The following is a 14,723-nucleotide window of genomic DNA, read 5'->3' on the forward strand; positions in this document are numbered from 1 at the left end:
CATTGCCCCAAACCAGGCCCCTGACCCTGCCCCAAGGGCTAAGACGCATCGCGCCGCTCGTCCTTGAGGACTTGGCCGTCTTCTATATGGATCAGCCGGCTGGCCCGTTCCATGATTTTCGGATCGTGGGTGGAGAATACAAAGGTCATGCCCTCGTTGCGATTGAGGTCGTGCATCATATCGAGCAGGTCCATCCCGGTTTGGGAATCGAGATTGGCGGTCGGTTCGTCGGCGAGAATAATATCGGGCTGACTGACCATGGCCCGTGCCACAGCCACCCGCTGCTGCTGGCCGCCAGACAGTTGATTGGGCCGGCGTGTTTCGCGTCCGGCCAGACCCACCTGCTCGAGCATTCGATAGACCCGCTCCTTGCGTTCGGCCGCAGGAATGCCCTGCAACAACATGATGTACTCGCAATTTTCGGCGGCATTTAACACCGGGATCAGGTTATAAGCCTGAAAGATAAAGCCGATATGATCGCGCCGAAAGTCGGACAATTCATGGCCCGACATCGACGATATAGCCTTATCCTTGAGTAACACCTGGCCAGCATCGGGGGTGTCGAGCCCACCCATCAATTGCAGCAGGGTCGACTTGCCCGATCCGGAGGGCCCGACGATGGCGGTAAACTCACCGGGTTCAATCACTATATCGACCTCATTTAAGGCTCGCACCAGCGTATCGCCGACACCATAAAAGCGGCCAAGTCCACGGGTTTCTATCACTGCTGTCATCTGTCAGTCTCCTATAAACTCTTGTGTAAGGCCTTGGCCGGAACGATGCGGGCGGCATGGATGGCGGGGTAAAGACACGCTACCAGGGTCATAACTAAAACCGCAAAAGGCAATTCGGTGAACTGCAGCAGGCGCAGTTCCGGACGCAGTATCTCAGCCAGGGCCACGCCCGACACATCCATGCTGCCATAATCGATGCCGATTGCGCCGACCCATAGGGTAACGCCCGCACCGAGTGCGGCCCCGAGCACCAGTGCCAACAGGCAGAGCACAAAACCCTCGATCAGAATCAAGTTAAAGACACTAGTGCGCCGGGTCCCGATGGCCAGAATCACACCAAACTCGTAGGTGCGCTCGTAGATCGACATAAACATGGCATTGATCACCCCTAGGGTGGCTACAACAAAGAGGATAGTGCCGATGATCAGCAAGCTGTATCCGGTGAGTGCGAGGATGGCGGCCAAATCGGGCATCAGGGTGGTCCAGCCTTCGGCCACGGTTTGCGGCGTGGCCAAGCGCGACCAGAGTGCTAAATCCTTGACGCCCGAGAGCGACTCGTCGGTCAGATTGAAGGCGATTTCATGAATGCCCTGGCCGATGCCCATCATGGCCTGGGCTTGCGGCAATTGAATAAAGACCAGCCCCTCGTCAAAGAATTTCGATTTCATCTCGAAAATGCCGCTGACTCGGAACAGCCGCTGGTCGATATCATCGCTCTGATAGTTATTAACCGAGACCACCAGGCGATCCCCTAGGTCCACTTCCAATAGATCGGCCAAGGGGCCACCGAGCAGTATCTGCAGTTCGGACCCGGCGTTGTCCAGATAGTCGCCCCGGATCATGCTGAGTTTTAATTTCGACACCGATGCCTCCAAATCAGCGTCGACGCCTACCACCTGCACGGCAATATTATTGGCACTGCTGGAGACCATACCGAAATCCAGAGCGCGCAGACTATAGCTGGCGACCAAGGGTTCTGCCATCAGGCTGTTAATCTGTTGGTCGACATCCGTAATGGTTTTTTCGCCATCACGTTCGGCCAGATAACTGACGTTGTGAATCTGCGCATCACCCGGGTAGAGCCGGGTCGCCGAGCGCACCATGACGTCGGTCATCGCCTTAATATAGCCGTCGGTAAAGATCAGGATCGCTAGGGTCATGCTAATCAAGAGGATGGTCAGAAAGGAGCGACGTTTGTTGCGCAATATATTGCGCACGGCGAGTGTCCAAGTCAGGCTCATCTTATAAACTCCTCATCGCGTCAACGGGCACAATGCGCGCTGCGCGCAGGGCTGGGAAGATCGAAATCAGCGCCGCTGAGCCGATAATAATTAGGGCCGGCTCGACAAACACCTTCAGATCCCATAGGCCTTTCATATGATCCATCACAACGCCCGAGACCTCCATGGGGTCGGGCAAGGTAAAGCCGACATTGACCAGATAGGCATTGACCGGCAGCACCGTGAGCAGGCCGAGTAAACAACTCAACGTGGCCAAGAGCAGTGTTTCGATGACGATCAGGAAGAACAACCGGCGCGGCGAGGTACCGATGGCCTTGAGGACACCGAATTCACCGGTTCGCTCCATAACCGACATCAGCACGGTATTCAAAACCCCGATGCAGACCAACAGAACAATCACGAAGTAGGACACATAGCCCCCTTCAATATCGGCGCTCATGGTCTGGTAAAACTCTTTCGAGACCACCTGCCAACTACTCGCTTCCAGCCCGGCACTGGGCTCCAGCCAGGCATTGAGCTGCTCCGCAAGTTCCGGACCGTCGTGATAATCCGCCGTTAACACCGCCCAGTAGTGCGCTTGCTCCGGCAAAACAAAGAAGCTCTGCGCGGCGGATAAGGGCAGATAGACATTGCGCGCTTCAAGCCCTTCGGTGGCACCCACTATGCCGGCCACGCGAAACAGATCGTTGGCCACCGAACCGTCGGCACCCTGGGAGATCAGGATCAGTTCATCGCCGATCGACAAACCCAATTGGCGCGCCGCGGCGGCACCTATCAGGCTTTCAAAATAACCCTCGGCATCGGCCTCGGCCCGCAGATAACGACCCACCTTGACCTTATCGACGAGAAAAGAAATATCCGCTTCCTTGACGACATCGATACCGATCACCTGCACCGGGAAGCTTTTGCTTACGCCATAGGCTAAGGCGCCGCTGACAATCCGCGGCGTGGCACTAACCACATTGGCTTGCGCCAGCAACTGCTGGTAAAAGGTCGACGTGGCGGGCACGGTCTTATAGAGAGACGGGCGATCGAGATAGTTTTCTGCGGTAATCTGGGCGTGGCCGGTCGAATCCCGCGTAAAAAAGTCGATCACTTGTTCATAGCTGCCGAACTGAACCGAGAGCGAGATGACCAGCAGAAAATAGCCGCCAAACATACTCAACATGGTCAGCACGGTGCGGCGCTTATTGCGCAAAATATTGCGAAAGGCGAGCTTGAGCATCAACATGGTTAAGCCCTCCTCAACGACGTTTTTTGAGATTCTGCAGGGTGAAAAAGTCCGACTCAAGGTCGATGTCGAATTCCATGCTGTTATAGGTTACCTGGGTTTTGTTGCCGGGCTTGTTGAGCGGTACCAGCTCCATCACCGTCGGCAAGGTGATGTCGCCGAAGGTTTGGATTGCGCTAAAGCGCATTTCGCGCATCGCCTGGCCGTCTTCATCAAAGTAGGTTTGCCGGATCGGCAAGAGGTTGTCCTTGGTCACGACAATCTGCATGGCGCCCCAAACGGTCACGGTGGTCGCCTTGGCGGTCAGGTCTAGGGTGTAGAGGCTATCGGTTTCGCTCAGGACTACGTCATAGGCATCGACCCAGGAGCCTTCGCGCATCAGATCGTCATTGGTGAAGTCCGAGCCCATCCAGCTGCCCATCATCATCGAGGGGGGCACCTTGATGACCTTGTTGATCTTGGGCAAGAAATTCCACATGTTTTTTTCACGCTTGAGCGTTGAGACACCGGCCTCTTTCTTCGGCTCGAGAATGCGCACCAGGGAATAGTCCAGCCCCAGGGCCCAGGACTCCAGGGTCATCGACCGGGAGAAATCCGCGGTGACAATCTCCATGGTCATCACCGCATGGGAGTTTTCCTGCTGATAGAGGTTATCGATCTTCTCGAGCAGCTCGATGGCCTTGGCGTCGGCCAGCGTATCGGCATGGCTCGACCCGGCAAAGGTAAACAGGCTGAAGACCAGGGGTATGGCGAGTAATATGGGCAATTTCACAAACGAACCTCCATAGGAACACTGGTCCGTACTGTATCAAAATCCAGGCTCTAGCTACAGGCTAGTTGGCAAAGTCATGACATCTGTCAGGTCTGGGTGTAATCCCCCCATTTTTAATCTCAGCTAAAACGGGGCAAGTTCACCCTACGGTACAGCAGTTTGTTATGTTTTTTGTAACTTCTTAGCCACAACAAAATAGCTAGATGCGTCCTTATATATCTCTTCAGATTCAACCGTTTGAAACCCGCCTGCTTTTAATATGCTTTCTACCTCAGAGCTTGTGACCCTTCTTATAGGAATAGGAATTAGCCCAAGCTTACACAAGACCCGCACCAGCTGGATTTGAAGATTAACGAAAAATGACATCTTTTGTCGTAAACAAGGTGTTACAGAAATAAATAAACCTTCCGGCTTTAGTAATTCATTTATTTGCAGCACTACATTCTGTGGATTAGGGACTGTATGCAACATATTAAAAGCTAGAATGACATCATATGACTCTTTAGAATATTTTCCGTCAAAAATATCCGCTTGCTCGAAATTTACGTTTTCGATTTTACCATGAGCGGCTTTCGCTTGGGATATCGCAATCATCTCAGATGAAATATCAATTGCATGAATATCTTTTACAAGGCTAGAAAATTGACAGGATGCAGTGCCTGTTCCACACCCATAATCAAGAACAGTGTCGCTGTCTTTCAAGAATATTTTAGTATTTTCTCGAGATTTTTTATGAATGTAATTAAAACGCTCTTCAGTCTTGTCATAGTTTTTTGAAGCCTTATCCCAAAAATTTTCCGCTTTATTCATTCTCTATGCCTTAGGGTAATACATAATGGGTTATTACTCTGCTTAGCCGTTTTAGACCGTAAAACCCTGATGTTCCGGCACATTTTTAGAGATTTTGCGGTGCCGTTCACCTGCAATGAGGTTCTGTCATACAGTCTAGAGATGAGGCGAGTCTTGTCATCGATTGGTTAGCTTGACTTCGATACGTCGGTTGTTGCGAAAGGCTTCGTCTGTAAAATTTGCATCAATCGGATGATGCTCGCCAAAACCGGTGGCTGCCATACGTTCTTGTGGGATTCCTTGCGCCGCCAGATACCGAACTACTGATACGGCTCTTGCCGTTGAAAGCTCCCAGTTGGAAGGGAAACGTTCTGTATTGATCGGTAGCTGGTCCGTGTGCCCGTCAATTCGCAATATCCAGTTAATATCGCTCGGAATATCGTTGGCGACTTCCACTAGAATTCGAGCCAGTTTGTTCAGTTCCCGCTGACCTTCGATGCCCAAAGTTGCTGAGGCTGACCCGAAAAAGAGTTCAGAAGGTAATAAGAATCGGTCACCTTCAATGCGAACATTGGAGTTGTTAACCAATGCCAAGCGAAGGCGGCCAAAGAAGTCAGAGCGATATTGTTCCAGCTCGTTGACGCGCTGCGCCAAGGCTGTATTCAACCGTTCGCCTAAGTCGGCCAGCAGCACTACCTGCTCGGCAGTCACATATTGCTCAAGGGCTAGAGCCGTACTTATCTGATTGAGTTGTTCCTGCAATGTTTCTATCTTCTGACTTAACCGATCAATATCGGCCTGAGCCCGGGCCGACAAGCGTTTTTCCTCTTTGAGTGCTTCTTCTCCCTCGCTGGTGATTGCCACCAAGTCTTCAATGCGTATCTCTCTTTCCTTGATCTCGCGCTGGGCGAGCTGGGTTCGCTCCTGTTCACTCGCTAGGCTGGCTTCCAATGCTTGTCCACGATTACGCAATGAGCCGACTAGTTCACTACGCGCCACCAGTTCAGTTTCAAGTTTCTCAACCGTTTGATCGCTTTCGCTCAGGCGAGTGACCAAACTGGAAATTTCCAGCTCTAGTTCAGCACGTAATTGTTGTAGCGTAACAATGTCTTGCTGCAGCGATGCCTTTTCTCGCAATTGAATTTCGATAGTTCCCTGGTCAGTTTCCACGGTTTCCTCGAGTACAATAACTTGCTCTTCCAGTCCTTCTTGCCGTTTTAGGCTCTGGCTGTACTGGTCTTGCAATGACACCAATCGTTCATTAAGTACTTCGTTATTCTGTTCCTGAACTCCCAGAGCAGTGCTGATTTCGGCGAGTCGATCATTAAGTCGGGTTAGCTCTGTATCTCGGTCGGAGACAGTCTGGGCCAGAAATACCTGTGCCAGAGTAAAGATCATCAACATGAATATAACTAGCAACAGCAGGGCCGACAGGGCGTCGACATAACCTGGCCAGACATTAATGGTAGTTTGGGCGCGCCTGCGACTGCCTAACATCAATAGAGCTCCCTTAGTCTTTGTCAGTAAATCCCAGCTTGGCTTTAAGCTGGCGATTTTCTTCTTCGAGAATCAGAATTTCGTCGGCCAATTCTAAACTGGCCTTCTGAATAGTGGTCAAATCAGATTTGTCTTCAAAGTCAGTGGCATCTATCAGATGAGTCAGGCCGGTTAGCCACTCTTCAAGACCGTCATAGAAGCGGTTTTGAGCATGTCCAGCTTGAATGTCCAAAAAGCCCAGGATCAGTGAACCACCCAGACCCAATAGAGAGGAGCTGAAGGCGGTACCCATGCCTTCAAGTGGTCGAAGTAACCCGGCTTGCAACTCACCAAAGACCTGATCAAAATTCTGGTTACCGATGTCCAAGTTTATAATCACGCGACCTACCGCTTCAATGGTTCCAAGCAGGCCCCAGAACGTACCCAGCAAGCCCAAAAAGACTAAGAGGCTAATCATATAGCGAGAGATTTCACGAGATTCATCCATACGTGAACGAATACCATCGAGTACCGTTCGCAGCGACATTGCAGACAATGTAAAGCGATCTCGTTTGAATTCGTCCCCCAATTGACGGGCTAGCGGCTTGAGTAATCTCGGTTCCTGTTTTACAGACAGGCCACTGCGGCCAGTACGGAACAGTGCTATCCACTCTAATTCAGGCTGCAATATAAAGACTTGCCTATAGGTAAGGCCGATGCCGATCACCAATACAGCTAGAATCAGAGAATTGAAAACCCAATTGGCCATAAAAGCTGCGCTAATAGGTTCGTAGATTAGAGCGCAAACAGTGGCGACGATCAGCAGGTAGACTGTCATCCAAAAAAGGGTATGTTTCGGGTTGCTCATGAACGCTCCTAGGTTCGACATCATAAAATCCTGACGCATTACGGTCAGCTACTATTTTTAAAGACCAGCGCTTCGTTCTTTTAGGCAGTTGAAGAGACAGTTAAACAAAAACCGGCCTGCGCCTATTCCGATAAATCCGTGCAGGATCCAGCAATCCTACAGTTCGAATGACTTATCTGATAGAGATTAGATATAAGCTACACAGACTTTTGCTTAATTGAATCAGAGGTCATCGATAACACGGGCTTCCAAGATCCAATTAACTCTTCTAAATATCCCCAATGCCTTTAAACAGATAGAATGATCTTGTTTGCTAATTTGAAACGCTCAAAATTTACTCAACTACTATCATTTGCTCCATTCATACTTTGCAAATAACAGCTTATTACTCGGCTCTAGCCGTTTTTGCCGAGTTCCGCTTTGGCTTTAACTGACAAACAACCCAAACCGACTGTAAGCCAGACAGTCTGACGCCTGCACTGGTTTCTGTCAATTAATCAAGCCTGGCAATAACCGTACATAGCGGTGATGAGTGCTGCAAGAATATTTCAACACTTTTCCTATAAAAAAATACTTACCTATGTTTAATAGCTTTCTACCCGGCGCATCCTATATCGAGCAATCAGACAGCGTTCCCGGCGAATCCGGCGCCTGCCGTTTTAGCTCAGAAAAACCCGTCTTTCCCAACACATTTTTAGAGATTTTGGGGTGCAGTTCAAGTGGAGCGATTGTCTGTCGTCTTGCCTGGAAATGGGGCGAGTTATATCGTTGATCGGTTGAGTGCTACCGCGCAACTCTGTATTAAATTAATGTCTGGAAGCGGTCTTCGAGTTGGGAAACATTACATCTTTATTTCGACCCTAAAGCAGAAAATCGAATGTGTCGAAAGGCAATTGGCGAGCGATACCTATACCGGCAGGGCGGCTGTTTACCTGCCAAATACGTTGGCAACCCAATGGCAATGGCCTCACAATAATGAGCGACCAAATGCTTGGATTGGCGGGGTTCGGCCAATCCAACTGTTGTGATTAATAACCGCTCTATTGTTAGCTGAGATTAAAAACTGGGGGATTACAGCCAAACTAAGCAACCACGCTTTTCGTCACGACCCACCCATCTTGGGTTAATCGCTATCAGACTGCGCCGGCAACTGTGCCATCAACCAAGCGACTTGCTGTTCCAGCACCTCGACTCGGGCTTTAAGACTACTACTGTCTGCGCCACCCTGGGTCGCCTCATTCTGGAATTGACTGAGATCCGGTTGACCGCAAAGCAGATGGCTATAGCGCTCTTCACGTTGCCCGGCCTGTGGCGCGATGCGCAAGAGCATTGGTTTGAGCTTAGTTAGATGGCCTTCGAGCAGCTCGGTCAGTTCGGTCTCGCCGGCAAACTCATAGAGGCGGCGACTGCGACTGAGCAGTTCATTCAGTGTTTGCGGACCGCGCAACAGCAACAGACAGAACAGCGCGTGCTCGCCGGGGTCTAGGTGCAAGACTCGGGTGAACAGCTGCTTATACTTATCGGCCCGGGCGCCGTAATCGAATTCGATCAGGTTTTTGTCCTGTAACTGATACAAACAGCGCTGCACCGCGCCATTTTCCAGCTTCATCAGCGGTTCCCGGCTGGTTTTTTGGTTACAGGCTAGGACCAGGCTGTTCAGGCTCAAGGGGTAGAGGTCGGGAGTGGTCAGTTGCTTTTCCATCAAAGCGCCCAGAATTCGCGCCTCCAAGGGGGTCAGCATGGCCGCTTCGGCGCTATCTGTCTGCGGTGATTGCGGGTCTGATTGCGGATCTGAAGGGTCTAAGCTGGCGTCCAAAGCTGGGTGTTCATCGACTGACATAAGAAACTCCTAAGGCTACAACAAGCCAGGTATCGGCAAAACGTGCTGCTACCGTGGCAGTATAGTGACAAAGTCGCCCTTAACGAAATAGCCAAGCCGCTCGGATCGCCATTAAACAGATTCGATCGGGCTCCGCCAAAGGGCTAAAGGGCCCGTCCCTGCCGAGCGCGATCTGTTGGCCAAAGGCCAAATCCCCTGTACAGTGCTGGCAGTTTACCCGCGGAATTCAGATTGTTATGCAAAGCTCGAAGTGGTTGGCCCTAGTTGCTCTGTTGTCCGGTCTTTGTATTCCATTGGCCCTAGCACCCTTTAATTTTTGGCCGCTGATTTTCGTTGGCGTGGCCGGCTTCTTTTGGTTGAGCTTCCGCGCCGCCAGTGCCCGTCAAGCCCTGTGGTTAGGGTGGCTCTTTGGTGTCAGCCAATACGGTCTGGGCGTGTCCTGGATTTACAGCAGCATGCAGACGGTCGACACCCCGATTTGGCTGGGGGTGCTCTTAACTGCCGGCTTTTGTCTGGCCCTGGCTCTGCTACCCCTGTTTCAGCTCTGGTTCTTTCAACGATTTTTGCGCCGCCTGCCGCTGGCCCTAATGCTGATCGCCCCGCTCTGGTGGGTGGTCAATGAGTGGGTGCGCGAATGGCTCTTTACCGGCATGCCTTGGCTTTTTGCCGGTTATGCCCTGTCCGACACGCCGATGGCACAGAATGCCGCTCTGTTTGGCGTTTACGGTTTGAGCCTCATGGTGGCGGTGATTAGTGCTGGCATGCTGAGGGTTGGTTACCGCCTGCAGCGTCAACAGCGCCGCAGCGCTCAGATTACGGCGCTCTCGGTGGTCGGCTTGCTCGGGCTGAGCACGCTGGTCGGCCTGGTTCAGCCGGCCAGTGATTGGACCCAAGCCACCGGCACTCTTAAGGTGGCGGCCATACAGAGCAATGTCGATCAGCGCCGCAAGTGGACCTCGGCACAACAGCAACCGACGCTGGATTTCTACTCGCAGGTTTTACGCGACCTTCCGGATATCGATCTGATGCTCTGGCCGGAGGCGGCGATGACACTGCGCCCGGAACAGATACCGACCTACATGGCCGACCTTCAGCGGCTCGGAACCGAACGCGATATGGCGCTGCTCACCGGTGTCGTCACCCTAGACGCGGGCCGTTATTACAATGCAATACTGGGCTATGGCATGGCCTCGGGTGAATACCGCAAGCAGCATCTGGTGCCTTTCGGTGAGTACCTGCCGTTGGAGAAGTACCTGCGCGGCACCATCGCTTTTTTCGATTTACCGACCTCGGTCATGTACCCGGCAGCGCAACCGCAAAGGCCCATTCGAGCCGAACTGAACGGACAGCCCTACTTTATCGCTCCGGTGATCTGCTATGAGGCGACCTACCCCGACCTGGTGCGCAGGCTCGCCCGAGACAGTGACCTAATCGCCGTGATCAGTAACGACGCCTGGTTTGGCGACTCTATTGCGCCCCATCAGCATCTGCAAATCACCCGGATGCGCGCCATTGAGAACGGCCGCGACCTGCTGCGGGCAACCCAGAATGGCGTATCCGCCCTGATCGATGCCGACGGTCGAGTTTTGCAGCACAGCGAGCAGTTTGTCGCCGCCAAACTGACCGGCGAACTGACCCTGCGCACCGGCTTAACACCCTTCCAACGCCTACCATCGGCCTTTATTCCTTGGCTTTGCCTGAGCCTGTTAATAGTCCTTTCTCTGATGGCACGTCGTAAAAATCGCCCACTGGCTGCGGATTAGCCATCAAGCTTATAGAAAAACACCCAATCGCTGTATATTCGCGGTGATTTGGCTGATCTTCGCCACAAGAGACGGTACACTGCGCAGTTATAAAAAATCGCTTTGCCTAGCCCGCTTGGACTATCCCCGAGCGCATGCGGCAAGCGTTTTAAAAAAACGCTGCTCGAGCCCCAGGCTCAGAAGCAGGCCGATACCACCCCCAGCGACCGATTATCGGGTTGCCCGTGGAGAATTTAATGTCCGTTATGATCGAAGTACGGGGGGTCGAAAAATCATTCGGCCACCTGAAAGTCATTAATGACTGCAGTTTTAATGTTGAAAAGGGTTCCATAACCGGCATGATTGGCCCCAATGGCGCCGGTAAGTCGACAATATTTAATATCATCGCCGGTACCTTCCCGCTCGACCGCGGCGAGATCATTCTCGACGGCGAGGCGGTGACCAATCTACCCGCCAATCAGCTATTTGATAAGGGTCTATTGCGCACCTTTCAAATTGCACACGAATTTGGCCAGATGTCCGCCGTGGAAAACCTGATGATGGTGCCCGCCAAACAGGCCGGTGAACAGCTGTTTACGACCTGGTTCCAGCCTGCCCGAGTGCACCAGGAAGAAGCGGCGATTCGCCAAAAAGCCTTGCAGGTCATCGACTATCTTGGCCTCGGCCATATTAAGAACGAGTTGGCGGGTAACCTATCCGGTGGCCAAAAAAAGCTGCTCGAGCTCGGCCGCACCATGATGACTGAGGCCAAGGTGGTCTTACTCGATGAGGTCGCCGCTGGCGTAAACCGCACCCTGCTGAAGGATCTGACCGACAATATATTGCGCATGAATCGCGATTTGGGCGTGACCTTCCTAGTTATCGAACACGATATGGATATGATCGCCAAGCTCTGCGACCCGGTTATTGTGTTGGCTCAGGGCAGCGTAATGGTCGAGGGTTCGATCACCGACATTCAAAATAATCCCAAGGTAATCGAAGCCTACTTTGGCAGTGACGCGGCCTAGGCTGTTGGAGAGATAATGGCAATTCTAGCAACCAAAAACATTCATGCCGGCTATGGCGGTATGAATATCTTGAACGGCATCGATATGGCGATCGAGGCCGGCGAGATCGGGGTAATCATTGGCGCCAACGGTGCCGGTAAATCAACGTCGTTGAAAGCCATCTTTGGCCTTTTGCACGTCAGTGAAGGCAGCATCGAACTGCTCGGTGAAGACATCACCAATGCCGATCCGAACTTACTCGTGAAGATGGGTATGGCCTTTGTACCGCAGGAGAAAAATGTCTTCGTCAGCTTGACCGTCCAGGAAAACCTGGAAATGGGCGCCTTTCTGCGGCGGGACAATTTCCAACGCACTCTCGATTCGGTCTATCACTATTTCCCCGATCTAAAAGACAAACGTTACCAACCGGCCGGCGAACTGTCGGGCGGACAGCGCCAGATGGTCGCTATGGGTCGCGCGTTGATGATCGAACCCAAGGTGTTGCTGTTAGATGAGCCCACCGCCGGTCTATCGCCGCTTTATATGAATGAGATCTTCGAGCGTATTGTCACCATCAACCGTGAAGGGGTGGGGATTCTAATGGTCGAACAGAATGCCAAACAAGCACTGCGCATCGCCCATAAGGGCTTTGTATTAGCGGCCGGTCGTAATCGTTTTACCGACACCGGCGAAAATCTGCTTAACGATCCAGAAGTCGCGAAAAGTTTTCTCGGCGGCTAACGGACGGAGTAATAACGTGAACGAACTGATTTTCTTTCTTAACAAGGTGCTTATTTCTGGCGCCGTTATCGGCTCCATCTACGCCATGGGTGCTATTGGTATTACGCTGATCTTCAGCATTTTGCGCTTTGCCCACTTTGCCCACGGCGATCTGATGACCACTGGGGCCTTTATTACCTTTGCCCTGACGGCCCTATTCCCTCAGGCTGGCATGGCAATCGGCATCCCGACGGCCTTTCTCATGCTGCCCATTGCCATGGTGATCACCAGTCTCCTAGCCGTCGGCATCGACAAGGCCTTTTACAAGCCATTACGAAACCACAATGTTAAACCCATTGTCTTGGTCATGGCGTCGATCGGCGTAACCCTGATGCTGCAAGGTGTGTTGCGGTTATTCTTCGGCACCACCTCGCGCAATATGTTTATCGATGACCGTAAGGAGATCTTTCGTCTCGATCTGCCGTGGGACTTGGCCTCGAAAAACATCGTCATCACCGAACCGCAGATTCTGCTGTTTTTGTTTTTGATTGTCGCGGTGGTCTCGCTGCATCTTTTTCTGACCCGCTCGCGGCTCGGCAAGGCGATGCGCGCGATGTCCGATAACGCCGATTTGGCACGCATTTCCGGCATCAACGTCAACCTAGTGGTCATAGTCACCTGGGTTATCGCCGGTTCGCTGGCGACGGCAGCAGGCACCCTGTTGGCCCTGGATGTCAGCCTCAAGCCCGATCTCAGCTTTTCTATCCTGTTACCGATCTTTGCCGCGGCCATTGTGGGCGGTGTCGGACATCCCTATGGCGCTATTCTCGGGGGCTTTGTGGTCGGTTTCTCAGAAACACTGGCCGTCTTTAATTGGTCGATCCTGCTGCGGCCGTTGGCCGAGGTCATGGCTTGGGATCTACCAGCCAATATGGCCTTAGTGCCAACCGAATATAAGATTACCGTACCGTTCTTTATTCTTATCGCCATTCTGGTGTTAAAACCGACCGGCATTTTGAAGGGGAAGGTCCTGTGATGCGAACCTTTAAAAAAGAGCTCATTCTCTTTACCGGCCTGTTGGGCTTTATTATCCTAATCATGAACGTGATGGGCGCCGCATACGGCACCCGCATGTTGGTCGAGGCGTCGTGCTACGCCATTATCGCCCTGGGCCTGACCATTCAATGGGGCTATGCCGGTCTGTTTAACGCCGGTATTCTGGGCTTTATCGCCATGGGCGGCTTTATCACCACGCTGTTCAGTTATCCGGTCAATGCTGAATTCTGGGACTCGGCGCTGCCTGCCGACCTAGGCGCCGTGTTCCTTAAATTACTGATCGGTATCGCGCTGATTTGGGGCTCCCTGAAGCTGACCCGCTTCGGGGTGACGGTTAAGTGGCAGCGCATTATCACTATCATGCTGATCGCCGTAGTCTATATTCTCTTTATGTATTCGCTCGATCCGGTCGCCAATGCCATTGAAAGTGAAATGGGCTTTATCGGCGGCTTCGGCTTGCCGGTGTGGCTCGGCTGGTTGGTCGGTGGCCTGGTCGCCGGTGCCATTGCGTACTTTGTTGGCCATATCTGCTTAGGCTTGCGCAGCGATTACCTGGCCATTGCCACGCTGGGCATCGCCGAGATCATTAAGGCCTTTCTGAAAAACGCCGATTGGCTCACCCACGGCACCCTCACCGTATCCCCCCTGCCCTGGATGACACCCGGCCCTGCCGAAATCGGCTTTGAACTGGCACGTGCGGCCTATCTATCGATAACCGCCTTGCTGATCGCGATCATCTTCTTTCTGCTCAACCGGGCCTACAACGCGCCTTGGGGCCGCATGTTGCGTGCGATACGCGACAATGAAGTCTCAGCCCTGGCTATGGGCAAGGATGTCAATCGCCGGCGTCTGGAGGTGTTTATCCTAGGCTCCTTCTTGATGGGCCTCGGTGGCGCCGCGCTGACCAGCTTTAATGGCATCTTCGACCCATCAGGCTTTATCCCATTGAACCATACCTTCCTAATTTGGGTGATGGTGATTTTGGGTGGCGCCGGCAACAACTTGGGCACTCTATTCGGTGCGATCTTGGTCTATATTATCTGGACCATGTCAGAGCCTGTCGCATTGTTCGTATTTGATGTGGTGCGCCAGGTGGGCGAACATTGGTTTGACTGGCAGGCCCCATCCGACTTGGACAGTCGGGCACTGCAGGCACGGGTCTTTGTGATCGGCCTGACCATTACCCTGGTGCTGCGTTATGCGCCGAAAGGCTTGATTCCGGAACGGGTGAAACAACACTCCTAGGG

Annotated in this window: 13 protein-coding genes; 5 read left to right on the plus strand and 8 right to left on the minus strand. The window is 52.5% G+C overall.

Translation table 11 applies throughout. The features are described from left to right. Positions 1 to 38 precede the first annotated feature (38 nt). The 8 genes from AC4FIC_RS09265 to AC4FIC_RS09300 form a co-directional block, all read right to left on the minus strand. Entirely contained in the window at positions 39 to 734 is a 696-nt protein-coding gene (locus AC4FIC_RS09265; protein ID WP_100256885.1) for an ABC transporter ATP-binding protein, read from the minus strand. 11 nt (positions 735 to 745) lie between these two features. Further along, positions 746 to 1,975, minus strand: coding sequence for an ABC transporter permease (locus AC4FIC_RS09270; protein ID WP_273283919.1), 1,230 nt, complete (start codon positions 1,973 to 1,975; stop codon positions 746 to 748). A gap of 1 nt (position 1,976) precedes the next feature. Beyond that, on the minus strand, positions 1,977 to 3,206 hold the full coding sequence (locus tag AC4FIC_RS09275) for an ABC transporter permease (protein ID WP_100256883.1): 1,230 nt from the start codon (positions 3,204 to 3,206) through the stop codon (positions 1,977 to 1,979). A 13-nt stretch (positions 3,207 to 3,219) separates the two neighbouring features. Next, positions 3,220 to 3,978, minus strand: coding sequence for an outer membrane lipoprotein-sorting protein (locus AC4FIC_RS09280; RefSeq protein ID WP_227003790.1), 759 nt, complete (start codon positions 3,976 to 3,978; stop codon positions 3,220 to 3,222). A 162-nt stretch (positions 3,979 to 4,140) separates the two neighbouring features. After that, complete coding sequence (locus tag AC4FIC_RS09285; protein WP_100256882.1) at positions 4,141 to 4,788, minus strand: class I SAM-dependent methyltransferase; 648 nt, start codon at positions 4,786 to 4,788, stop codon at positions 4,141 to 4,143. A gap of 156 nt (positions 4,789 to 4,944) precedes the next feature. Beyond that, positions 4,945 to 6,264 (minus strand): OmpA family protein, encoded by a 1,320-nt coding sequence (locus AC4FIC_RS09290; protein ID WP_100256881.1) that lies wholly within the window; start codon positions 6,262 to 6,264, stop codon positions 4,945 to 4,947. 13 nt (positions 6,265 to 6,277) lie between these two features. Further along, positions 6,278 to 7,111 (minus strand): hypothetical protein, encoded by an 834-nt coding sequence (locus tag AC4FIC_RS09295; RefSeq protein WP_227003788.1) that lies wholly within the window; start codon positions 7,109 to 7,111, stop codon positions 6,278 to 6,280. Between the two features lie 1,123 nt (positions 7,112 to 8,234). Further along, a complete protein-coding gene (locus AC4FIC_RS09300; RefSeq protein ID WP_227003787.1) occupies positions 8,235 to 8,951 on the minus strand; it encodes a YceH family protein in 717 nt (238 codons plus the stop codon). A gap of 236 nt (positions 8,952 to 9,187) precedes the next feature. Here AC4FIC_RS09300 and lnt point away from each other — a divergent pair, with 236 nt between their 5' ends. From lnt to AC4FIC_RS09325, 5 genes are all read left to right on the plus strand, one after another. Further along, entirely contained in the window at positions 9,188 to 10,714 is a 1,527-nt protein-coding gene (gene lnt, locus AC4FIC_RS09305) for an apolipoprotein N-acyltransferase (protein ID WP_100256880.1), read from the plus strand. A 236-nt stretch (positions 10,715 to 10,950) separates the two neighbouring features. Continuing rightward, positions 10,951 to 11,721 (plus strand): ABC transporter ATP-binding protein, encoded by a 771-nt coding sequence (locus AC4FIC_RS09310; RefSeq protein ID WP_100256879.1) that lies wholly within the window; start codon positions 10,951 to 10,953, stop codon positions 11,719 to 11,721. A gap of 15 nt (positions 11,722 to 11,736) precedes the next feature. Continuing rightward, entirely contained in the window at positions 11,737 to 12,441 is a 705-nt protein-coding gene (locus AC4FIC_RS09315) for an ABC transporter ATP-binding protein (protein ID WP_100256878.1), read from the plus strand. Positions 12,442 to 12,457: 16 nt separating this feature from the next. Beyond that, positions 12,458 to 13,456, plus strand: coding sequence for a branched-chain amino acid ABC transporter permease (locus AC4FIC_RS09320; protein WP_100256877.1), 999 nt, complete (start codon positions 12,458 to 12,460; stop codon positions 13,454 to 13,456). Beyond that, a complete protein-coding gene (locus AC4FIC_RS09325) occupies positions 13,456 to 14,721 on the plus strand; it encodes a branched-chain amino acid ABC transporter permease (protein WP_100256876.1) in 1,266 nt (421 codons plus the stop codon). The genes AC4FIC_RS09320 and AC4FIC_RS09325 overlap by 1 nt, the downstream gene beginning before the upstream one ends. The last annotated feature ends 2 nt before the right edge of the window (positions 14,722 to 14,723 follow it).

Source organism: Reinekea sp. (genome assembly GCF_982785585.1).